The 22,915-nt window shown below is 61.5% G+C and carries 21 protein-coding genes; 6 read left to right on the top strand and 15 right to left on the bottom strand.

The window, feature by feature from the left end; translation table 11 throughout:
* Positions 1-139: 139 nt before the first annotated feature.
* The 4 genes from tnpA to DXD77_RS03790 form a co-directional block, all read right to left on the bottom strand.
* Positions 140-610 carry an IS200/IS605 family transposase gene (gene tnpA / locus DXD77_RS03775; RefSeq protein ID WP_117647772.1) on the bottom strand — a complete coding sequence of 157 codons (471 nt, stop codon included), beginning with the start codon at positions 608-610 and terminating at the stop codon, positions 140-142.
* A gap of 556 nt (positions 611-1,166) precedes the next feature.
* Positions 1,167-1,880, bottom strand: coding sequence for a DUF6580 family putative transport protein (locus DXD77_RS03780; protein ID WP_117564050.1), 714 nt, complete (start codon positions 1,878-1,880; stop codon positions 1,167-1,169).
* Positions 1,881-1,884: 4 nt separating this feature from the next.
* Positions 1,885-3,528, bottom strand: a complete 1,644-nt coding sequence (locus tag DXD77_RS03785) for an ABC transporter ATP-binding protein (protein ID WP_117564049.1) — start codon at positions 3,526-3,528, stop codon at positions 1,885-1,887.
* The gene (locus tag DXD77_RS03790) at positions 3,528-4,415 is read right to left on the bottom strand and encodes an energy-coupling factor transporter transmembrane component T (RefSeq protein WP_233506729.1); all 888 of its coding nucleotides are present in this window, start codon (positions 4,413-4,415) and stop codon (positions 3,528-3,530) included. The genes DXD77_RS03785 and DXD77_RS03790 overlap by 1 nt, the downstream gene beginning before the upstream one ends.
* 199 nt (positions 4,416-4,614) lie before the next feature.
* Here DXD77_RS03790 and glmU point away from each other — a divergent pair, with 199 nt between their 5' ends.
* The 5 genes from glmU to gltA all read left to right on the top strand — a co-directional run bounded on the left by glmU (position 4,615) and on the right by gltA (position 10,688).
* On the top strand, positions 4,615-6,027 hold the full coding sequence (gene glmU, locus DXD77_RS03795) for a bifunctional UDP-N-acetylglucosamine diphosphorylase/glucosamine-1-phosphate N-acetyltransferase GlmU (RefSeq protein ID WP_099432438.1): 1,413 nt from the start codon (positions 4,615-4,617) through the stop codon (positions 6,025-6,027).
* A gap of 192 nt (positions 6,028-6,219) precedes the next feature.
* On the top strand, positions 6,220-7,206 hold the full coding sequence (locus tag DXD77_RS03800; RefSeq protein ID WP_089573682.1) for a ribose-phosphate pyrophosphokinase: 987 nt from the start codon (positions 6,220-6,222) through the stop codon (positions 7,204-7,206).
* Positions 7,207-7,445: 239 nt separating this feature from the next.
* Positions 7,446-8,075, top strand: coding sequence for an aminoacyl-tRNA hydrolase (pth, locus tag DXD77_RS03805; RefSeq protein ID WP_199407887.1), 630 nt, complete (start codon positions 7,446-7,448; stop codon positions 8,073-8,075).
* Between the two features lie 373 nt (positions 8,076-8,448).
* Complete coding sequence (locus DXD77_RS03810; protein ID WP_117647773.1) at positions 8,449-9,288, top strand: sulfide/dihydroorotate dehydrogenase-like FAD/NAD-binding protein; 840 nt, start codon at positions 8,449-8,451, stop codon at positions 9,286-9,288.
* Positions 9,279-10,688 carry an NADPH-dependent glutamate synthase gene (gltA, locus tag DXD77_RS03815; RefSeq protein ID WP_117647774.1) on the top strand — a complete coding sequence of 470 codons (1,410 nt, stop codon included), beginning with the start codon at positions 9,279-9,281 and terminating at the stop codon, positions 10,686-10,688. Before DXD77_RS03810 ends, gltA begins: the two co-directional genes overlap by 10 nt.
* Positions 10,689-11,146: 458 nt before the next feature.
* Here the strand turns inward: gltA and DXD77_RS03820 are convergent, their stop codons facing one another.
* The 11 genes from DXD77_RS03820 to purF all read right to left on the bottom strand — a co-directional run bounded on the left by DXD77_RS03820 (position 11,147) and on the right by purF (position 21,379).
* A complete protein-coding gene (locus tag DXD77_RS03820) occupies positions 11,147-11,770 on the bottom strand; it encodes an AAA family ATPase (protein ID WP_055251542.1) in 624 nt (207 codons plus the stop codon).
* 167 nt (positions 11,771-11,937) lie between these two features.
* Positions 11,938-12,576 (bottom strand): amino acid ABC transporter permease, encoded by a 639-nt coding sequence (locus tag DXD77_RS03825; RefSeq protein ID WP_055285379.1) that lies wholly within the window; start codon positions 12,574-12,576, stop codon positions 11,938-11,940.
* 3 nt (positions 12,577-12,579) lie between these two features.
* A complete protein-coding gene (locus DXD77_RS03830) occupies positions 12,580-13,326 on the bottom strand; it encodes an amino acid ABC transporter permease (protein ID WP_035136546.1) in 747 nt (248 codons plus the stop codon).
* 25 nt (positions 13,327-13,351) lie between these two features.
* Positions 13,352-14,227: a transporter substrate-binding domain-containing protein gene (locus DXD77_RS03835; protein ID WP_082435536.1), complete on the bottom strand. Its 876-nt coding sequence runs from the start codon at positions 14,225-14,227 to the stop codon at positions 13,352-13,354.
* A gap of 8 nt (positions 14,228-14,235) precedes the next feature.
* Positions 14,236-14,967, bottom strand: coding sequence for an amino acid ABC transporter ATP-binding protein (locus DXD77_RS03840; RefSeq protein WP_055251548.1), 732 nt, complete (start codon positions 14,965-14,967; stop codon positions 14,236-14,238).
* A gap of 345 nt (positions 14,968-15,312) precedes the next feature.
* Positions 15,313-15,756, bottom strand: coding sequence for a GatB/YqeY domain-containing protein (locus tag DXD77_RS03845; protein ID WP_117564043.1), 444 nt, complete (start codon positions 15,754-15,756; stop codon positions 15,313-15,315).
* A 54-nt stretch (positions 15,757-15,810) separates the two neighbouring features.
* A complete protein-coding gene (locus DXD77_RS03850) occupies positions 15,811-17,031 on the bottom strand; it encodes a peptidylprolyl isomerase (protein ID WP_117647775.1) in 1,221 nt (406 codons plus the stop codon).
* 135 nt (positions 17,032-17,166) lie between these two features.
* Positions 17,167-17,631, bottom strand: a complete 465-nt coding sequence (locus DXD77_RS03855) for a PTS sugar transporter subunit IIA (protein WP_117564041.1) — start codon at positions 17,629-17,631, stop codon at positions 17,167-17,169.
* Between the two features lie 125 nt (positions 17,632-17,756).
* On the bottom strand, positions 17,757-18,458 hold the full coding sequence (purN, locus tag DXD77_RS03860; protein ID WP_117647776.1) for a phosphoribosylglycinamide formyltransferase: 702 nt from the start codon (positions 18,456-18,458) through the stop codon (positions 17,757-17,759).
* The gene (purM, locus tag DXD77_RS03865; RefSeq protein WP_117647777.1) at positions 18,448-19,551 is read right to left on the bottom strand and encodes a phosphoribosylformylglycinamidine cyclo-ligase; all 1,104 of its coding nucleotides are present in this window, start codon (positions 19,549-19,551) and stop codon (positions 18,448-18,450) included. Before purM ends, purN begins: the two co-directional genes overlap by 11 nt.
* Before the next feature lie 157 nt (positions 19,552-19,708).
* A complete protein-coding gene (purF, locus tag DXD77_RS03870; RefSeq protein WP_117647778.1) occupies positions 19,709-21,379 on the bottom strand; it encodes an amidophosphoribosyltransferase in 1,671 nt (556 codons plus the stop codon).
* Between the two features lie 294 nt (positions 21,380-21,673).
* On the opposite strand from purF, the gene DXD77_RS03875 reads away from it, so the two are divergent.
* The gene (locus DXD77_RS03875) at positions 21,674-22,903 is read left to right on the top strand and encodes a putative ABC transporter permease (RefSeq protein WP_117647779.1); all 1,230 of its coding nucleotides are present in this window, start codon (positions 21,674-21,676) and stop codon (positions 22,901-22,903) included.
* Positions 22,904-22,915: the final 12 nt, after the last annotated feature.

Here is a 22,915-nt window from a genome sequence, read left to right on the forward strand (position 1 = left end):
AATCAAAACCACCCCTAAAAGGGGTGGTTTGCTCTTAGGGTATAACCCTTGGATTTCCGGCACGCGTCTAAAGGCGCCGGCCCTCACGGGGTTCGGGCCGCACTGCAGGTTGACCCGTGACGGGCCGGTCAAACCGGCGCTATTTGCGCCCCGGCCCCCTATCGAAGGGGTCCTCGTACTCCTTGACGCTCAGCCGGTCGAGCGCGATGTCGGCCTTCTCCTGCTCCCGGATGTACTTCGCGATCGTCGCCTCGTTCAGGCCGACGGTGGAAACGTAGTGGCCCTCGGCCCAGAACTTCCTGTTGCCGAACTTGTACTTCATGTTCGCGTGCCTGTCGAATACCATCAGCGAGCTCTTCCCCTTCAGGTAGCCCATCACGCTCGACACGCTGTACTTCGGCGGTATCGCCAGCAGCATGTGGACGTGGTCGGGCATCAGGTGCCCCTCGATGATCTCTATCCCCTTGTACTGGCAGAGCTTCCTGAAGATCTCCCCAAGGTCGGACCTTATTTGGTTGTAGATGACTTTGCGCCTATACTTCGGCGTGAACACGACGTGGTACTTGCACATCCACTTCGTGTGCGACAGGCTGTAGGCCTTCTGGGCCATACGCCACCACCGCCCTCTCGACTCGGATTCCTTGCGGCCTGAACAATCGCAAGTGTCCGGCGAGGGGGCGGCTTTGTAAAGCCGGTTGTCCCCACCCGCATAGCGGGTGGTTTCTGATGCGGCGCGCTGCGCGCCCCGCACAGGCTAAAGCCTTTAAAAAGAAAACCGCAGGTAGAAAGCCTGCGGTTTTTCATAAAACGCGGTCATGGTCGGGAGTATCAAGCTAAACGTAGTAGATGGGCCAGTTTCGTGGCAAGCGCCGTCAACTGATCCCCTGGGGACATCTGGGGACGGAAGAAAATGGATCAATTTGGCTCTCTGAGGGCCACGATGCCCGTCATATCAGCCGGCCATTCCAAAACTATGCCGGTTTACGGGGCTGAATCGCGAACCCCCAACCATACGCAATTCCGAGATAATAAAACCGCAGGTGAACGGCTTACTCTATTTCGAAAAAAGCCGGCATGGTCTGCCTGCGCCAATCTAGCCCCGTAAACCGGCATAGTTTTGAAATGACACTTCGGCAGTATTGATTCCCGCCCCGACGCAACCAGCCCTACAGCCTGTATTTCACGACGACACGGTTAATGCGACGGCACCAAGGCTTGTACAAGGCGGCCAAAAACACGCAGGTCGCAAGGCCGTGCGTAATATCGAACGGCACTGCCGTGGCAAGACGCGCCACGGCACCCGCCCAAGTAAGCGGCTGTACAAAACCAATGATGTCATATGCGTTGATCACGACGCCATAGAGCAGGCCCGACGCAAAGCCGTACGCCAGCAGTGCTGGCATGCGCACGGTGCCGTCGACGCGGTCGAACGCACCCGCATACGCTAGCGCGCCGCCAACATAGCCAACCAGCCCCCAGGCATACATCTGCCACGGCGTCCACATGCCCTGTCCAAAAAAGAAATTACTGGTCAGTGCCGCCAGCGCTCCAACCATAAAGCCGTTGCGGCGTCCGAGCGTCGCCCCTGCGATGATGGCGATGGCGCTCACCGGTTTAAAGTCGGGAATGGGGCCAAACAGAATACGCCCCGCCGCAGCCAACGCCGCCAGAACCAGCGTGGGCATAATCTGGCGCAGTCCCGGGCGCGACGCCTCGTAACCCGCAAAGAACAGCGCGAGCACCAGCGCCACCACGACAAGCATGGCAAGTGCCGCCTGTTCAACGCCCGCCAGCAACGCCGCAGCCATCACGGCTGGCACCGCCAGCAGCAGCGGTATCTCCAGTTTTGCGAGTAGGCGCACGATGCGATAATCCGCCATCCCATCACGCCCTATAAAACACGTTGTCGGCAAAGAAGTCGGTCGGCGGCTCCATGCAGGCGATCTCGCCATCAAACATCATGGAAATGTCATCGGCAACCTGCTCGGCAAAGTCCAGGTCGTGCGTCGCCATGATGACGGTGCCACCAACCTTCGCATGGTCACGCAGGGCGCGGGCGATGATGCGGCGGCTGAACAAGTCTAGACCCTTGGTGGGCTCATCGAGCAATAGCAGTTCGGGGCCGATTAGCAGCAGTTTTGCCAATGCAAGCAGTTGACGCTGCCCGCCCGAAAGATCGTACGGATGGCGCCCATCCAGACCCGACAGCCCCAAGCTCGCCGCACGCTCCCGCGCCAAGTTCTCGTCATATCCGCAGGTCGAGGCCCATTCCATCAGCTCATCGCGAACCGTCTCGGCAACCAGCAATGCTTTGGGGTTCTGAGGCAGCAGCGCCGCCGAGGCCGCTCCGCGCACCATGCGACCGCGCTGCAGCTTGGCGGTCTTCGCCAGCACCGAGAGCATCGTCGACTTACCGCATCCGTTGCCGCCCACGATCGCATGCACCGCACCGGCCGAAAACGCCACGTCGAGCCCGCGCAGAACCCAACCGCCCGCGCGATCGTAGCGAAACCAGCTCCCTGCCAGGGTGGTAGCCGACCCGCCGTGCATTTTTTGGAGTATTCTGCTCCCATCCGTGCGCGGGAAGGCTTCTGAGCCGTTCTCGAGCGACGTTTGCGCCACAAATTCGGACGATTTGTCCAATTCCGAACTTTTTTTCGCGCTCGATACGTCCCCGGGCGGCTCCAGAGAGCCCAAATTGTCCTCACGCCTGCTGAATACTCCGTTTTTTGCACATCGGACGGCACCCCACCCCAACATGTCGTCGGAAAACAGCGATTCTCGACGCCCCAAAGAAGCCATATCCGCCACCTCGCGCACGCGACCGTCCTCAATCCGGTACGCACACGTCGCATACTCGAGCATTGGGCGCGGTTGATGCGTAGCCACAACAACCGTGCAGCCCAGCTCGCGATTCACACGAAACAGCGCGTGCAGAAAATTCTTCTCGGCAACGGGATCGAGCTGAGACGTGGGCTCGTCGAGTAGCAGCACACGCGGACACAGCGCCAGGACGGCGGCAAGCGACAGCAGCTGCTTGCGGCCGCCCGAAAGCGTATCGGTATCGCGATGAAGCCAGTCCTCCAGACCAAAGAAATAGCTGGTCTCAGCTACGCGACGGCGCATCTCATCACGTGCTAGCCCCAAGTTTTCCAGGCCAAACGCCATCTCGTGCCACACGGTTTCGCACACGATCTGGTTCTCGGGATCCTGGAACACATAGCTCACGCGCTCCGCCGATGCCCGCACGTCCATGTCGGCAACGTTCTCGCCCAGCACGCGCGCATCACCAGTGCGCTCGCCCGCCGGAGCGATCTCGGGCTTGAGCAGCGACAGCAGCGTCGACTTACCCGAACCGGTACCGCCAACAAGCAGCGCAAATGCACCTTGGGGAACACGCCAATCAAGCCCCTCGAGCACCGGTGCCTCGGCCCCGGGATAGGCAAAACTAAGGCCCTGCACCTCAATCGCCGGAATATCCGGGCCGCACGCCGCGCCCGACACCGGGCCCCTATCCAACCGAGCCATCAGCCAAACCTCTTCTCATCAATCGCATGAAACGCGCAAGGCAGCACCATCCAGGCAGCGTACACGACATAGCCCGGCCACGGCGCCGGCACCGAGAGCTGCGGATAAAACGAATACTGCGTCGTCGCGGTCCACGCCACTGCCACCGCGGCAGCACCAAACAGTGCGAGCCCGGCCAGCGCGGCAACGTCGCTGCGCCCCAGTCGATACCGCGCATACGTCGTACGACGCGTCGCGGCACCCCACCCGCGCGAGCGCATCGCGTCCGCGCGCTCCAGCGAATCTTCCATGCCCCAGCCCATCAACACACTCGATGCCCGCAAACGCGAGCGCACGGGGTCGGCCGGCGCGCGGCCCGGCACATCAATCGCATCCTGCACCGCCAGCACCGTACGACCGCGGCGCAAAAACTGCGGGATAAGCCGCATGCACATCGAGATCATGAGCGCAATCACCGGTGCGGCATTGCCCAGCAGCGCGAGCACCTTGTCGTATTCGAGCATCGACGCCGCCGCCTCAAACCACAGCACGCTCGCCACAAACAGCCCGCCCATGCACAGGCCGTATACCATGCTCTCCAGATACACCGCGCGCATGCCAATACGGAACAGCTCCGTCGAGCCCGAGGCGCTAAACAGCGGATTGAGCACCGCGACGATCAAAATCACCGGCAGCTGCCAGCGGAGTGCGCCCAGCGTGCGGGCAGCCCCACGCGTCGCAAATCCATACGCCAGCCCGCCCGCAAGTGACAGCGCAATCAGTACCGGCTGCATCGAGAACATAGTGAGCCCCAGCGTCAGCACTATATAGAGTGCCGGCACAGCCGGATGCGACATCGAGAATGCCGCGACGGGCTCGCCGCCAAACTCCTCTCGTATGTTGTCCACGGGCACCCCCGTCCCCTCGCTCAAACAACAGCTCCGCAGCACCACCAACGCCGCACGTACGCAGTGCAAACGCCACGCCGGCGGCGCAAGCCTCAACCGCCGCAAACCAATCGTTACGCGCTCGTCATATGCCTGCGGTATCATATTGCGCCGTGTATCGTTTCCAAACACACGTCTCTATAACGTAACAGGAGATCACATGGACGCAACCGCAATTATCCTCGCTGCCGGCGAGGGCACCCGCATGAAGTCGAACCACTGCAAGGTTTCGCACAAGATCCTGGGTAAGCCCATGGTCCAGTGGATCGTCGACGCTACCATCAAGGCCGGCTGCAGCCGCGTCGTGGTTGTCATCGGCAGCCACGCCGACGAGATGCGCGCCCTCATCGACGGCGCCTACGCCAACAGCGCCACCAAGGTCGAGTGCGTCGAGCAGACCGAGCGTCTGGGCACCGGTCACGCCGTGAAGGTCGCGCTCGAGGCCTGTGGCATCACGCAAGGCCCCGTCGTGGTGCTCAACGGCGACCTGCCGCTCATCACCGCCGACACCGTCGCCAAGTTCGCGCAAACCGTCGCCACCGGCGAGCTCGCCTGCACCGTCATGACCATGACCCCGCCCGATCCTTTTGGCTACGGCCGCATCAAGCTGGGCGCCGATGGTCAGATCGAGCGCATCATCGAGCAGAAGGACTGCACGCCCGAGCAGGCCGCCACGCTGCTGGAGTGCAACGCCGGCTGCTACGCCTTTGACGGCGCGCAGCTCGCCGCCCACATTAACGAGATCGGCAACGACAACGCGCAATCCGAGTACTACCTGCCCGACATGCTCGAGATCCTCAAAGGCCACGGCCAGGCTGTCTCCATCTTCCACTGCGACGACTACCGCGACGGTCTGGGCGTCAACAGCCGTATCCAGCTCGCGCAGCTCACCGCCATCGCGCGCGACCGCATCAACGAGCACTGGATGGCCGAGGGCGTCACGTTCATCGACCCCACGCAGGCTTGGATCGGCCCCGACGCTACCATCGGCCGCGACACCGTCGTATGGCCGCAGACGCACCTGATCGGCCACGTCACCGTGGGCGAGGAGTGCCAGCTTGGCCCCAACAGCCGCCTCACCGACACCACTGTCGGCAGCGGCTGCACCATCGATGAGACCATCGCCATCGAGGCCGTCATCGAGAACGGCGTCGACTGCGGCCCGCGCGCTTACCTGCGCCCGGGCACCCACATGCTCGACGGCTCCAAGGCCGGCACGCACGTGGAGATCAAGAAGTCCACGATCGGCGAGGGCTCAAAGGTGCCGCACCTGTCCTACATCGGCGACACCACCATGGGCTCCGGCGTCAACGTGGGCGCGGGCTCCATCACCTGCAACTACGATGGCGTGCACAAGCACAAGACCGTCATCGGCAAGGACGCCTTCATTGGCTCCGACACCATGATGGTCGCGCCCGCCCAGATCGGCGACGGCGCGCTCGTGGCCGCTGGCTCCGTCATCACCGAGCCGGTCCCGGCAGACGCGCTCGGTCTGGGCCGCGCCCGTCAGGTAAATATTGAGGGCTGGGCCGCCGATTACCGCCGCCGCCTGCACGAGGACGACGAGGTATAACGTTTTACCAAGCACAAAAGGAGCTGCTCCATGGGGGCGGCTCCTTTTTCTATCGTGACCTGCGCAACCGGATGAGTGGTCGGTTCGTGTCCGTTGGCGGTAAAGACGTTATCAGGACCCGATAAACCCCGCCGCGCGGTTACAATGCAACAAGGCATCTATATGGCATTCGATGTATAAAGGAGAAGGGTAATGCCGATTAATGATCCCGAGAAGTCGGAGAATATGCGCAAGTCCATCCGCGTGTATTCCGGTTCCTCCAACCGTCCCCTCGCTCAGAAGATTGCTGAGTACCTTGGGGTCGAGCTTTCGGGCCTTACGCTAAAGCAGTTCGCCAATGGTGAGATTTACGCCCGCTACGACGAGACCGTCCGCGGCGCCGACGTCTTCCTGATTCAGTCCGTGGCCGGCGGCAACGTCAACGACATGCTCATGGAGCTGCTCATCGCCACCGACGCTGCCAAGCGCGCATCCGCCCGCTCCATCACCGCCGTTATCACCCACTACGGCTATGCCCGCCAGGACCGCAAGGCCGGCCCGCGCGAGCCCATCACCGCCCGCCTCGTCGCCAACCTGCTCGAGCGTGCCGGCGTCAACCGCATCATCACCCTCGACCTGCACCAGGGCCAGATCCAGGGCTTCTTCGATATCCCGGTTAACCACCTGTCCGCACTGCCGCTGTTTGGCCAGTACTACAACGACATGCACTTCGACACCGACAACCTGGTTGTCGTCTCCCCCGACGTGGGTCGCGCCAAGGCCGCCAAGAAGCTGTCCGACATGCTCGGCTGCGACCTGGCCATCGCCCACAAGGGCCGTCCGCGCCACAACGCCGCCGAGGTCATGGGCATCATCGGTGACATCAAGGGCAAGACCTGCATCATCAACGACGACATGATCGACACCGCTGGCACCCTGTGCGCCAACGTCAAGGAGCTCAAGGCTATGGGCGCCGGCGACATCTACGTCTGCGCCACCCACGGCATCTTCTCCGGTCCGGCCATCGAGCGCCTGAACGATGCCCCCATCGTCGAGTGCGTCGTCACCGACGCCATCCCCGTCGAGGTCGGCGGCAAGATCAAGACTATCTCGGTCGCCGAGGAGTTCGCTCAGGCCATCTCCGCCGTTTACCACGAGGAGCCCGTCTCCACGCTCGTCGGCGGCGACTTCGCGCTGTAGTCGCTTGACCCTCGCATCCCACCGGAAGCCCGGTAGGCCTGCGGGGTTATCACGCCGACGTCCTCGCCGCTTCGCGGCTGCGGGATGTCGGCTTAGATAACCCCTCCCGGCCTACCGGGCTTCCTGCTGTCTCGGGGCAGCTGTTTTCTGAAATGACTTTGCCGTGCCCTTTCCTCGCCTTCGGCGGGCGTGGTAGCCTTTGTCGTTGAACGAACTTCTTATGTAACGAAAGGAAGCCTATGGCAGCTGCACAGCCGCTTAAGATTCGCATGGTTGCCGGACTTGGCAACCCTGGCGATGAGTATGCCGAGACCCGCCACAACGCTGGCTTCAAAGCAATCGACGAGTTGGCCCGTCAGGCCGGTGTCACCTACTGGAAAAACCAGGCAGGCGCCGAGGTCGCACTCATCAACATCAACGATCCCGAGGAAGAGGGTGGCAAGCGCCAGATCGTGCTGGTCAAGCCGCAGTCGTATATGAATACCTCGGGCGGACCCATCTCCAAGCTCTGCCGCGAGTACAAGATCAAGGCCGAGGAGCTGCTCGTCATCCACGACGAGCTTGACATTCCCGCCGGTGACGTGCGCGTCAAGGTGGGCGGTGGCCACGCCGGCCACAACGGCCTGCGCTCCATCATCGACAAGATGGGCAGCCGCGACTTTAGCCGTATCCGCACCGGCATCGGCAACCCTCCCGGCAAGATGGCCGTGGCAGACTATGTGCTCAAGCAGCTGCGCGCCCGCGAGGCCGAGAACTTCCAGGACACCTGCGCCCGCGCCGCCGACGCCGCCGGTCTGGCCATCGTGCACGGCGTAATCTACGCCCGCGACCACGTCAACGGCGCCGCCTCCGCCAACGGCAAGCACTAAAACCTACCATTTAGGGACAGGTTTATTTTGGCAGGTTTTACCTGCGGAAACGCCCCAGTTGCGGCATCGCAATAAACCGTGCGCCGCCATGCACACATAGCACCCCAAAGGGGGCCGGCCTCACCAATGCGCGGGCCGGCCCCCTTTGCCGTTTTGCCTGATAAAACCTGCCAAAATAAACCTCTCCCCCTTTGGTAGGCCGAAGTGGATAAACCCTTTTCCCACCTGCCGAAGATACACGTAAACGGCATGTCCATGAGGGTATAATTTGCACCGTATGTCTGCACAACGCCTGTGCGCGTACGGTTTTATTCGGGCTACCGCCCATTTCCGTGGAGGCACGGTTCGGCAGCCCTAACAAGAGAGGGGTTCTATGTATAAGATCCTGGAGAAGACGCAGTTCTCGGAGAAGGTGTTCAAGTTCCGCATCGAGGCGCCCGCAATCGCCAAGCATGCGCACGCTGGACAGTTCCTCATGGTTCGCGCCAACGAGACGGGCGAGCGCGTCCCGTTTACCCTGGCCGGCTGGAACGGTGACGAGGGCTGGGTCGAGTTCATCTTCATGGTGATCGGCAAGACCACCGAGATGCTGTCCACCTACGAGGCCGGCGAGTCGCTGCGCGACGTCGTGGGTCCGCTGGGCGTTCCCACCGAGATGGCCGAGGGCCCCTGCGCCGTCATTGGCGGCGGCGTCGGCCTGGCAATTGCCTTCCCGGTCGCCAAGCACCTGGTCGAGACCGGTCACGAGGTCCACGCCATCATGGGCGCCCGCACCAAGGACCTCCTGCTCATGGAGGACCAGTTCCGCGAGCTCCTCGACGAGGACCACATCCACATCACCACTGACGACGGCTCCTACGGCGAGCAGGGCGTTGTCACCGCTCCGCTGGAGCGCCTGCTGCAGGACAAGGCCGTGAGCCAGGTCTTCTGCGTCGGCCCCGTTCCGATGATGAAGTTCTCGACCCTCACCGCCCAGAAGTACGACACCCCCATCACCGCGTCGCTCAACCCCATCATGGTTGACGGCACCGGTATGTGCGGCTGTTGCCGCGTCGAGGTGGGCGGCGTGACCAAGTTCGCTTGCGTCGACGGCCCCGACTTCGATGCCACCCTAGTCGACTGGGATGACCTTCGTGCCCGCCAGGCCGCTTATCGTTCCGAAGAGGGCGCGTCCCTCAAGGCCTATGAGGAAAAGAGCTGCGCATGCCACTAGTTAACGGTCGTTTCGTTGCCGATATGAAGTCGCCCCGCACCCCCGATAACGAGGAGCCGGCTGCCGAGCGCGCCTGCGACTTCCGCCCCGTCGACAAGGGCTTCACCGAGGAGATGGCGCTGGCCGAGGCCGAGCGCTGCCTCAACTGCAAGAAGCCGTTCTGTGTCGAGGGCTGCCCCGTCAACATCAACATTCCCCGCTTTATCGAGCAGATCCGCGAGAAGGACTTTGGCGGCGCCCTCGATACCATCCGCGAGGACTCCATGCTTCCCGCTATCTGCGGTCGCGTCTGCCCGCAGGAGAACCAGTGCGAGGGCAAGTGCATCCGTGGTAAGAAATCCGAGCCCGTGGCCATCGGCCAGCTCGAGCGCTTCCTGGGTGACCGCCCCGAGCTCGCTTCCACGCCCAAGATGGCTCCCAAGAACGGTAAGAAGGTCGCCGTCGTCGGCTCCGGCCCGTCCGGCATCACCTGCGCCGGCGAGCTCGCCCGCAACGGCTTTGACGTCACCGTCTTTGAGGCCTTCTTTACCGGCGGCGGCGTGCTGGTCTACGGCATCCCCGAGTTCCGTCTGCCCAAGGCAGTCGTCAAGCGCGAGATTGACGGCCTGGAGGACATGGGCGTCAAGTTTGAGTACAACTCCGTCGTGGGCAACATGGCCACGGCCGAGGAGCTGTTCGAGCAGGGCTTCGACGCCATCTACGTGGCGACCGGCGCCGGCCTGCCCAAGTTCCTCAACGTCCCCGGCGAGAACCTGCCCAACGTCTTCTTCGCTAACGAGTACCTCACCCGCGTGAACCTGATGAAGGCCAACAAGTTCCCCGAGTACGACACCCCCACCAAGCACGGCAAGAACGTCGTCGTCTTTGGTGGCGGCAACGTGGCTATGGACGCCGTCCGTACCGCCAAGCGCCTGGGCGCCGAGCACGCCATCATCGCCTACCGTCGTACCGAGGACGAGATGCCCTGCCGTCGCGCCGAGCTGCACCATGCTAAGGCCGAGGGCGTCGAAGTTCTGCCGCTCGTCTCCCCGCTCGAGTTTGTCGCTGGCGAGGACGGCTCCGTGTGCGCCGTCAAGGTCCAGAAGATGGAGCTCGGCGAGCCCGACGAGTCCGGCCGTCGTCGCCCGGTGCCCATCGAGGGCGCCATCGAGGAGATCCCCTGCGACGTCGCGATCTCGGCTATCGGCACCAACGCCAACCCCTTCGCTGCCAAGATCGGCGGCAAGATGGAGCTCAACAAGTGGGGCTACATCGTCGCTGACGAGGAGACCGGCCAGACCACCGATCCCCGCATCTGGGCCGGCGGCGACATCGTCACCGGTGCCGCTACGGTCATTCTGGCGATGGGCGCCGGCAAGAAGGCCGCCGCTTCCATCACCAAGAGCCTGCTGGGCGAGTAATCACCTACAGCGCTCGCCATCAAACGGCAAAGTCCCCGTCGAGCACACGCCCGGCGGGGACTTTTTCTATGCCGACCGCCCCAACCACCACAAAGGGGACAGGCACCTTTGTGGTGGTTGGGGACTTGCCCGGTCGTTTTATCTCAATCTGTAACAGTTAGGCCCTGTTGAGCCTTGTAGTTGTTACAGATCGAGATATTGTGCCGGCCGCCCACGCTGCATCTCAATCTGTAACAGTTAGAGACCAAATATGCCGCCTGGTGTTACAGATCAAGACGTTGGGCTGACGGCCGAACGGTTCATCTAAATCTGTAACAGTTAGAGCCATTTTCGCTGGCTTGGTGTTACAGATCGAGATTTGCAAAAGCCGAGGATAGGCACTGCCGCCAAGGCCTTCCCCTCCGCCTAAAACAAAAACCACCACAAAGGTGCCTGCCCTTTGTGGTGGTTTTGGTCGGTTAGCCTTCGAGCTGGGCGACTTTGTAGCGGTAGGCAGCGGCTATGACGTCTTTGCAGCCTTCGCGCCCCAGCTTGGCGCGGTTGACGACGATATCCTTACCGCTCGTCATCTTCCACTTTCCGGCGCTGTAGCGCTTGTAGAACGCCTCACGCGCCTTCTGCTGCTGCTTGACCAGCTTGGCACCCTTCTTTTTGTTAAGGCCGCGCTTCTTGCGCACAATCTCGACGCGGTCCTCAAAGGGAGCGGTCACCAACACGGCAATGTGGTTGGGGTTGTTGCGAAGCAGGTAATCGGACAGGCGGCCTTCGATAATGCAGCTCTCGGTCTCACCCAAGTCCAAAATCACCTGGCTCATCTTTTGGAATAGCTTGTCCGAGTACGAACGGGCATCGTAGCGGTCGGGCAGAAACGCCATGTTCTCCACAGCCAGGCGCTCGTCGTAGGCGGCCATCTTGTCGAGCGACTCGCCCGCACGCAGCGACGCACGTACCAGCAGTTCGTTGTCGTACAGCGGAATCCCCAGCTCGTCGGCAAGCATGCGACCAATCTCGTGGCCCTCGGCACCAAAATCGCGCGCGATGGTAATGACCACAGGATTCTTCTTGTTCTCCAGATCGCTCATCGCGATTCCTTTCTAACAAATGAGAAAAGGGCTGTTTATCTCTTATTCCCACGATACCGTACCTGGGTTTTCCTGGTGCCCAAGATTGGCCTGAAAGAGGAGCGACGCGTACTTTGGTACGCGAGCGACGGTTTGAAGGCCAAGGTTGGGTGCCAGGGAAAGCCAGGCTATGCGGCTACGATGCGGCGTTGGTAAGCTCGAACCAGCAGCGAGATACCAAAGTTGAGCACAAAGTACATCGCAAACACCAGGCCGTAGAGCATAAGCACCTGCGACAGGTCGATCGCATGGGCCATCACGACGTTTGCCGTGTACATGAGCTCGGCCACGTTAATCCCCGAAAGATACGAGCTGTCCTTGATGACGGTCGTGCACTGGCTAAACAGCGCCGGAATGATCGTCTTAAACGTCTGCGGCAGAATGATGTAGCGCATGGTGGCAAAGAAGCCAAAGCCCTGGCTCTGCGCTGCCTCAAACTGGCCGCGCGGAATCGAGTTGAGACCGCCGCGCACAATCTCGGCCATAACGGCGCTGGTAAACAGCGTAAAGGCGATGGTCGAAATCACAATGTCCAAACCCTGCACCGTAAAGTAGATAAACAGAATCCACAGCAGGTTCGGCGTGCAGCGGAACAGCTCGATATAGGCGCTCACCAGAATACGGAACGGGCGGGGCGCATAGCTTTTAACGAGCGCCAGCACCGTGCCAAAGATGAGCGAGAAAAAGATCGACAGCGCCGAGATCTCTATGGTCTTAACAAAGCCGCCCCAAATGTAGAGCAGGTTGGTCGCGTTGAAGATTTCCATGCGCTAGGCCTCCTCTACGTTGTCGAGCCCCAGCTCGGCCAGGCTCACACCGCGCGGACGCTCCTTGGAGCGGCGCTCGAGCCACTGCACCAGCATGGCGAGCGGAAAGCAGATAATGAAGTACATAAGGCAGCAGACGATGTACCCCTGCAGGTAACCGTACAGACTCACAAAGTTGTCGGAACGGTACATAAGGTCGCCGCCGGCCACAAGCGCCAGCACCGACGTATTTTTGACCAGGTTGAGCGCCTGGTTACACAGCGGCGGCAGAATGATCTTGAATGTCTGGGGCAGCACGATGTACCAGTACGCCTGCGCACGGGTGAAGCCCTGGCTCTGGGCCGCCTCCATCTGACCGCGCGGAACCGCCTCGATACCAGTGCGGATGACCTCCGAAATGTAGGCCGCGTGATACAGACCCACGCCCAAGAAGCCCAGCACGAACGGCGCGATGCGCACCGGCTGGTCGGCACCGGTTATGGCCTGCAAAAACTGCGGACCAGCCATGTACATAAAGAGCACCTGCACGGGCAACGGGGTGTTCTGGTAAAACTCCACGTACACGCGGCTTATGGCGCGCAGCACGCGCGAACGGGTCGTAGAGAACACACCCAGCAGCGTGCCCAGCACCAGCGACAGCAGCAGACCGGCAACGACCACCTGTAGCGTCACGCCAAAGCCCTCCCAGAAGGGCCCCATGTTTTGAAATGTCGTCGACCAACGGTCGGCGTCAAATAATCCTTCGAGCATTTGATTCCTTCCTTGGACGATGCGCCTATACAAGACCCCAGGTCTTGACCTCTTGGTCGAGCCAGCCGTCGGCCAGACGATCGCAAATCACCTGATCGACCACGGCCGAAAGGTCGCAGCCCTTCTTGGTCGCCACGCCGTAGCCCTGCTCGCCAAACTTGACCTCGGGCTGCAGCAGCTCAACGGTCTCGTTCATGTAACCGGCCAGCGTGGAGCGGTCCATGGCAAAGACGTCGATATTGCCGGCGTCGAGCGAGCTCTTGATGATGGGGTAGCCGCTAAAGGCCCTAAACTCGGGCTTGCAGCTAAAGCCGTTGTCCTTGATCATCTGCTCGATCAGGCCCTGCGTGGTGGCACCCTGGCTCACGCCGATGACCTTGCCGTCCAGGTCCTCAATCGAGGTAAAGCCCGAACGCTTCTTGACCATGAGTCCAACGTAGTCGGTGCGGTACGGCGTCGAGAAATCCCAGCTCTTCTTGCGCTCGTCGGTGATGGTGTAGGTCGCCGCGACCACGTCGAGTTGGCCGTTATCGATCAGCGGGCCGCGCGTCTTGGGCGTTACGTCGGTAAACTCGACAAGCTCCTGGGCGCGGGCCTCTTTGTAGCTCACGCCAAAGACGGCAGCGGCGATCTGGTAGCACAAATCGACTTCCATGCCCTCAAAGCGACCCTTGGCGGTGTCGTAATAGCCGTAGCCGGGAACGTCTTTCTTAACGCCGGCATTCAGATGGCCGCGCGACTTGATGGCCGCAAGCTTGGATCCCTTGTCGGAACCCTCGCCGCTGGTGGAGTTGCCGCAACCGGTGAGCGCGGTCCCCGTCAGCGCAAGCATGCCGGCGCCCGCCAGCTGCAAAAAGTGACGGCGCGATACAGCCGCCCTCGTCATATCCGTCATGTCCATCACCGCGCCTAGTGCAGAATCTTGGACAGGAACTCGCGGCAGCGCGGGTTCTCGGGGTTATCGAAGAAGTGCTCGGGCGTGCCCTCCTCCAGAATGCGGCCGTCCTCCATAAAGATGACGCGGTCGGCCACCTGGCGCGCAAAGCCCATCTCATGCGTCACGCAGATCATGGTGATGTCCTCCTGCGCAAGCTCAATCATAACGTCCAGAACCTCCTGGACCATCTCGGGGTCGAGCGCCGAGGTCGGCTCGTCAAACAGGATGATGGGCTGCTTGGTACACAGGGCACGGGCGATGGCGATGCGCTGCTGCTGACCACCCGAGAGATTCTGCGGATACTCGCCGGCCTTATGCGCCATGCCGACGCGCTTGAGCGCGGCGATGGCGATCTCGGTCGCCTCCTCCTTGCTCTTCTTTTGCAGCTTGATGGGCGCGAGCGTCAGGTTGCCGAGCACCGTCATGTTGGGATACAGGTTGAACTGCTGAAACACCATGGAACTATACTTGCGAGCCATCTCCAGGTGGTTCTTTTTGGTGAGCGGCGTACCGTCGATGATGACCTCGCCCGACGTGGGCTCCTCAAGATAATCGACACAGCGGATGAGCGTCGACTTACCCGAGCCGGAAGGCCCGATCATTACGAGCTTCTCGCCGCGCTTGACGGTGAGGTTGATATCTTTGAGCACATGCAGGTCGCCAAAGTACTTGTTGAGATGCTTGATCTCGATCATGTCTGCCATGAATGTCCCTTCCCTGCGTTTACACGAGTTGAACTATTGTACGGAAAGAACCACGTTTCCGCAGCCCACACTACATTCCCGTAAAGAACCCGCAATCTTCCACCCACTCATTGGGGACGGACTTAAATGAGTACCCCCGTGGCTACTCATTTAAGTCCGTCCCCAATGAGTGCAACCGCCCTTGTTGAGCATAAGTCAGCGAAAACCCGTACACGCGAGCAAGGTGACGTGAAATGAAAGGGCGCAGACCTTATGGTCGCGCCCTTGAAATTGAACGTCAGATTGCCGTGTGTACGGGTTTGCAGCGTCGAGGCGTTACGCGGTTTGGTAAAACCGCGTAACAAATTACGCCAATTTCGCGCCGACGATCTTTGCCGCTGCCGGCTTGTCGAAGTTGCCGCCGGTGGCCTTGCCGAGTGCTCCCATGACCTGGCCCATCTGCTTCTTGGACGTGGCGCCCAGCTCGGCGATAACCTGCTCGATCAGAGCCTCAAGTTCCTCGCCCGAAACCTGCGCGGGCAGCAGGCTCTCCAGAATCTTGACCTGCTCGGTCAGGTTGTCGGTACGGTCCTGGTCGGTGCCGGCCTTGATGGACATCTCCAGCGTCTCGCTCGTCTGCTTGATGAGACGCTTGATCATGCTGTTGACGTCTTCCTCGGTCACGTCGCGGCGCTCGTTGACCTCGATATTCTTCACCTCGGCCTTAACCTGGCGAATGATGGACAGGCGAACCTTGTCCTTAGCCTTCATGGCGGCGATCATTTCCTTCTGCAGCTCTTCGTTGGTCATCTGCAAATCCTCCTCAATAGCGTGGGCGGCACTCACACGAGCGCCGCCCCATGATTACTCAGTCGTCGACGAATTGTCGGTCGAACTCTTGGTGACGCCCTTCAGGCTGACGTTGTACGGCACGTCCTTGGGCATGGGGTTGACGGTGATGTCGGCATCCTTCTTGTACTGCTCCAGCCACTCGCTGTACGCAGTGCTCTCTGCCTGCGTCTTCACCACGTTGGAGACATACTTCTTGATGTCCTTGGGCACCTGCTTAATGTCATCGACCTGGCTATCGACATGGAAGTAGTCGGTGCACTTGATGATGTGGTAACCATACGTCGACTCGACGACGTCGCTCACGTCGCCCTTGTTAAGGCCCTCGAGCGCCGCCTGATAGCTGTCGACGAAGGTGGTGAGCTTGTCCCAACCCACATCGCCCTTCTTATCCTTGGAGCCGGCATCGTCGGAGTACTGCTTCACGGCGTCCTCAAAGCTCAGCTCGCCGGAGTTAATCTTGTCCAGGCACTCCTGCGCCTTGGCCTTGGCGGCAGCCTTGTCCTCGTCGGATGCGTCGGAATCGACCTTGATCAGGATGTTCGACGAGCGGCGGGCATCGTTGTACTTCGACAGGTTCTCGTTGATGTAATCGACGATCTCGCTGTCCTTGGGCTTGCTGGTGGGCGCCACGGCTTCCTTGAGCTTTTGCTGCGCCAGGCTCTCCTTGAGCGAGCTCTTATAGGTGTCCTCGGTGTAGCCGTAAGTCTTAAGGGTCTTCTTAAAGGCCTTGGCACCGCCCGCGCTCTTGCACGCGTCCTTCCAAGCCTTCTCGACCTCCTCATCCGACACCGTCACGCCGTTCTCCTTCTGCGCCTGCTGAAGCAGAATCTGCTGCGTGTAGGAATCGATGAGCTGCTTGCGGTACTTCTTGGGCGTAAGGTCGTTGTCGACCAGGTACTGCGCCCAATCCTTGTCCTTGGTATAACCATAGGACGTGCGCATGCTCATGATCTGCTCGGTCACGGTGTCCTCGGTGAGGTTGGTGCCGTTGATGGTGGCGGCAACACCGCCGGTCAGCTTGTAGCCCGAGGTGTCCTCGGTCTGCGACATAAGACCGGAGCACGCCATGGCCGAGACGGAAAGCAACATTGCCAGCACGCCGATAACCACCAGAACAATCTTGACGGTCTTGGACACGCGGGTCTTGCGCTGCTTCTTGCGAGAGCTGGAGGCGGCGCGAGCCTGCTGCTCGGGCGTCGGCTCGGGTGCGGGGTTCTTTTTCTTATTTGCCATAGTTGGCCTTTCGCATAACGAATCGAACAAACGCCATTGTGTCACAACGCAGCCCCCGCGGCACGCTTGGTGCATTGGGGACAGGTTAATCTGCACCATTTTGGTGCAAAGGGGACAGCTCTGGCAGCCGGCACCTTAGAAGTGACGGCGGATGGCGTCGACCATGCCCTGGGACGTGGTCTGGCCGAGCACGTCGGCTGCGGCATCGGCGTCCATAAAGATGTTCATGAGCGCCTGCAGGGCCTCGACCTGGCCGCCCGGCTCGGCGATGCCCAGATTGATGACGATCTGCGCCGGCACCGGAGCGCCCATGCCAGCCATAGCGTTAAATGTCACGGGCGCGGCGGGCTTCACCACCGCGATATAGGGCTTGGCCACAAACCCCGGATCGGTATGCGGAATGGCAATGTTTGCCGCCGGCATGGCAAGACCCGTGGGATAGGCATCCTCGCGCGTGCGAACGGCGTCGAACCAACCGTCGGCAATGTAGCCACGCGGTACAAGCTCGCCCTCAAGCCGCGCGAACACCTCATCCGGCGTCGCACACTCCCAATCAAAAAACACCAGCTCAGGCGCAAACAGCGCTTCGTTATCCGCCATGCGCTCACCTCTCTCACCTAGTCATTCAAGAACGTCCCCGATGACTACCCAAAACAAAAGGTGGCCACGCGCGCCTTGGCGCCAATGACCACCCTGACCACTCAACTAAATTGTACTGTGCGCCGCTAGCCGCGGGGCGCATCAATTGCGACCTTGCCGCTCTCCAGCACGTGGACGCGGCCGTCGGCAAGCATCTGCACGGCCTCGGGATACAGCACATGCTCGATCGCGTGGATGTGCTCCTCGAGCGTGTCGACGTCCCAGCCTTCCTCGACAGCCAGCGCACGCTGGGCGATGATGGGGCCGTTGTCGTAAATCTCGTTGGCAAAGTGCACGGTCACGCCGGTCACCTTGACGCCACGCGCAAACGCATCGTCAATCGCATGGGCACCGGTAAAGCTCGGCAGCAGCGCCGGATGCAGGTTGACCACGCGATTGGGGAACGCCGCCAGCAGCGGCGTGTGCACCATGCGCATATAGCCGGCCATCACCACGTACTCGCAGCCACGTTCGAGCAGCTCATGCGCGATGATCTCGTCGGCGGCAATAGGGTCGGCATAGACATCCTTGGACAGCGTAAGCGTCTGGATGCCCGCACGCTCAGCGCGCTGCAAACCCTTAGCCGAAGGACGGCTCGACACCACAAGCTCAATCGAGGCGTTGAGCCTGCCGGCGGCAATCAGATCGATCAGCGCCTGCAGGTTGGTACCCGAACCGCTGATGAGCACACCGATCTTGAGCGGCTCAGCTGTATCGGTGCCAGTCGGACGGATATAGGGCACAAAGTCCAGGCCCTCACTAGCAGCCATCTGCTCGTTAGCGCTCATCGGAGTACACGACCTTACCGGAACCCTCGACGCACTCGCCCACGCGGAACGGCTTCTCGCCCAGCGCGACCAGGGCCTCGGTCACGGCGGCCTCGTCCTCGGGGGCGACGATCAGGCACAGGCCGACGCCCATGTTGAAGGTCTTGCATGCCTCGTTGGGCGCAAGCTCGGCCTGGCGCGACACGTAGGTAATGACGGGCGGAACGTCCCAGCCCATCTCGGCACCGTTGCGGGTGACCACGGCGTCAACGTCGTCGGCAAGCGCGCGGTTGAGGTTCTCGGTGATGCCGCCGCCGGTGATGTGGGCGATGGCATGCACCGGAGCGCCGCCGCGCAGCAGCTCCAGGATCGGCTTGACGTAGATGCGCGTGGGGGCCAACAGAGCGTCTGCCAGCGATGCACCGCCGAGCTCCTCGAGCGGACGGCTCAGCTCCTCGGCCTTAGCGACGGCCTCGGGCGTGCCCGGCTTAACGCCGTCGACGCCAATGACCTTACGCACGAGCGAGTAGCCGTTGGAGTGCACGCCGGTGGAAGGCAGGCCCAGGATCACATCGCCCGGGCGGACGTTCGCGGGGTCGAGCATCTTGGGACGGTCGACGACGCCCACGGTAAATCCGGCAAGGTCGTAGTCGGCAGGAGCCATGACGCCCGGGTGCTCGGCCATCTCACCGCCCACGAGCGCGCAGCCCGCGAGCTTGCAGCCGTCGGCCACACCCTTGATAATCTTTGCCATGTGCTCGGCCTCGATGTGACCGATGGCAACGTAGTCCAGGAAGAACAGCGGCTCGGCGCCCGAAGCCAGAATATCGTTGACGCACATAGCGACCAGGTCCTGGCCAACCGTCTCGTGACGGTCCATGATCTGGGCGAGCACGAGCTTGGTGCCCACGCCGTCGGTACCGCTGATCAGGATCGGGTCTTCCATATCCTTGAGCGCGGCAGCCGAGAACAGGCCGCCAAAGCCGCCGATGCCACCGATAACCTCGGAACGGTTAGTGTCCTTGACCATCTGCTTAATCGCGTCGACGGCGCGGCCGCCCTCGGCGGTATCGACGCCGGCGTCCTCGTACGTCACATGCTTGCTGTCGCTCATCTGAGCCTTCCTCTCCCACTACCGTGGCGCCGCACGGGCGCCAAACGGTGCTCATAGTTGCGTTCATTTCGGCGCGCGCCATAACAGCACGCGCCGTCATATCAACAAAACAGCAGGTAAAACCTACCAAAATAAACCTGTCCCTACATGGCAGGTTTTAGGCCTCGCCGTGCTCCTCTTCCCAGCTGCGGTCGTCGTATTTCTCGACCACGGCGTCGTCGTCAAAGTACAGCGGCTTGTCCAGGTTGCGGGGCTTAAAGCCCTCCATAAACTTGTCGCGGCCAAAGCTCTCGGGAATCGCCACGGGGTAGCGGCCGGTAAAGCACGCATCGCAGTAGCCGCCCTTGGGCATGACCTTAAGCAGGCCCTCGACCGAAAGGAAGGCCAGCGAATCGGCGCCGATATACTCGCAAATCTCGTCGACCGTCTTGTTGGCGCTGATAAGCTGCGACTGCACGTCGGTATCGATACCGTAGAAGCACGGCCAGATGACCTCGGGCGAGTTGATGCGGATGTGAATCTCCTTGGCGCCGGCGTTGCGCAGCATCTTGACGAGCTGCACCATGGTGGTGCCGCGCACAATGGAGTCGTCGATAACGACCAGGCGCTTACCCTCGATGTTGTCGCGCAGCGGGTTGAGTTTCATACGCACGCCCATGGCACGCAGCTCCTGCGTAGGCTCGATAAACGTACGGCCCACGTAGCGGTTCTTGATAAGGCCCTCGCCAAAGGGAATGCCACTCTCGTGCGAATAGCCCTCCGCGGGCGGCAGGCCGGAGTCGGGCACGCCGATGACCAGGTCGGCCTCGACGGGCTCCTCATGTGCCAGCTGACGACCCATGTCGTAACGGCAGGCATAGACGCTCTTGCCGTTCATGATGGAGTCGGGGCGGGCAAAGTAGACCTGCTCAAAGATGCAGTTGGCGGGCTCCTCGGCAGCAGGCACGCCCTGCTCGGATACCAGGCCCTCGGCGCTGATGCGCAAGATCTCGCCGGGACGGACGTCACGGACGTACTCGGCACCCACGATGTCGAGTGCGCAGGTCTCGGAAGCAACGACCCAGCCGCCGGCGCGCGTGACACGGACGGCGGAGTCGACCGTCGCGGCGCCGTCCTGCGACGGCAGCTGCGAAACGGCTGCGGCATCGGCCTGGTCCAGACCCTCGTCCACCAGCTTGCCCAGCACGAGCGGGCGAATGCCGTGTGGATCGCGGAATGCGTAGAGCGCCTGCTCGTTGATGAGCGTCATGGCGTAGCCACCGCGCACGAGCTCCATGGTCTTGCGAATACCCTCGCGCAGGTGGCCCGTACGCTGGGTAAAGTAGCCGATAAGCTTGGTCGCGACCTCGGAATCCGAATTGGAGAGGAACGGCACGCCCAGCTCGATCAGCTGGCGGCGCAGCTCGTCGGTGTTGACCAGAGTGCCGTTGTGAGCAAGCGCGATAATGACGCTGTTGATGGTGGAAAGATGCGGCTGAGAGGCTTCCCAGCTCTTGGCGCCGGCAGTGCCGTAGCGCACATGACCCACGGCCAGCTGACCGGAGAGCGTCGACAGGTCGGCGTTGGAGAACACGCGGTCGAGCAGGCCCAGATCCTTGCGGACCATAACCGTGCCGCCATCACCCACGGCGATTCCCGCCGATTCCTGGCCGCGATGCTGCAGCGCGCGCAGACCAAAGTACGTCAGTCGAGCCACATCGCGATCGGGTGCCCACACACCAAAAATGCCGCATTCCTCATGCAGCTGGTCGGAGTCCGGATCATACGTCGACATGGTCTTCACCTGTCCCGCGGCACGCTCGGCCGCGCGGATGGTTTCTTGAGACATGGCATCCCCTCAGAGCCTCGTTATTTGGCGTTACCCGCCTTATTATACGCACGGTGCGACGCGCTCCCCAGCGCATGAGCAGCGCTTTTTAAAAGCCCACCGAGCTAATAATCCGTTTTGCAGCCAAACATTTTATTGGGCAACCGCCTCGGGGCCGACGATCCCGCATACTTCCGTTACGACGCGTCTCACCCGCCGCTGGGGCTTGCATTGTTGCAATTGGGACGTTCGTCCTGTCTTTTGGCAGGTCGGCGGCGTATCCTTGTACCTACAGCAAAACGAGAAAGGTTCTGTATGGATCGAAACGAACTCGACCCCAGCGTCCCCAGCGCCACGGAGGTCAAGAAGATCCCCCTCATCATTAAGGTGTACGCCGTCCTGTGCATCCTGTCCGGCGTGGGCACGCTCCCTTCGGTCGGCGCCTTTATGTGGCAGGTCATCACCGCGCTCATCAACGGCAACGCCGCCGCCAAGCTCGGCGACAACACGCTCGTCGCGGTCGGCCTTATCGTCGCCGGCATCATGCTCTCTGCGGCAAGCGCCGTCATCCTGATCATCTTTGGCCTGGACCTTATCAAAAACCAGCGCCGCAACGCCGCCCGCCTGTCCTATATCCTCATCGCATTTACCGTCGTCGAGCTTTTGGTCGACGTGATGCTCCAGGGCATCGGGCCCTTCTTGCTGCGCCCTGCGATCCAGCTCGGCATCCTCATCGCGCTTTCGGCCACCGTCGACCCCACGCTGCGCCAGGAGCGCGAACTGCAGCGCCGCCTGCAGGAGATGCTCGACCGCGACGCCGCCGCCGAGGGCATGCTCGGGCGCGATGAAACCGGCGAAGGCTACATCAAGCTCAACTACTTCAACCTGTTCTGGGTATTCTTTGTCTGCTGCGTGCTCGGCCTGATCGCCGAGGACATCTGGCACATGACGGTCGACGACCCGGGCGTCTACCAGAACCGCGCCGGCATGCTGTTTGGCCCCTTCAGCCCCATCTACGGATTTGGCGCCGTGCTCATGACCATGGTGCTCAACCGCTTCTACAAAAAGAACCCCATCATCATTTTCCTGGTGAGCGCCCTGCTCGGCGCCAGCTTTGAGGTGTTCGTGGGCTGGTTTATGCAGACCGCGTTTGGCGTGGTCTCGTGGAGCTACTCGCACATAACGCTGTTCGGTTTGCCCGATCCGCTCGTGGTCCTCACGGGCGGACGCACCTGCACGGGCTTCGCCTGCCTGTGGGGCCTGGGCGGCCTCATCTGGATCAAGCTGCTGCTGCCGAGGCTGCTCAAGCTCATCAACAAGATCCCCTGGAAGAGCCGCTACTCGGCCACCGTCATCTTTACCGTCATTATGCTGGTCGACGGCGTCATGACGCTGCAGTCGCTCGACTACTGGTACCAGCGCGTCAACGGCACGGAGCCGGACATTCCCGTCGCACAGTTCTACGGAGAGCACTTCGACAACGAACACATGGAAAACCGCTTCCAGAGCATGACCATGAGCCCCAAGGATGCGACGCGCGTGTAGCGCCCACCGCGC

Origin of the sequence: Collinsella sp. TM09-10AT (assembly GCF_003436275.1) — a bacterium.
GTDB lineage: Bacteria > Actinomycetota > Coriobacteriia > Coriobacteriales > Coriobacteriaceae > Collinsella.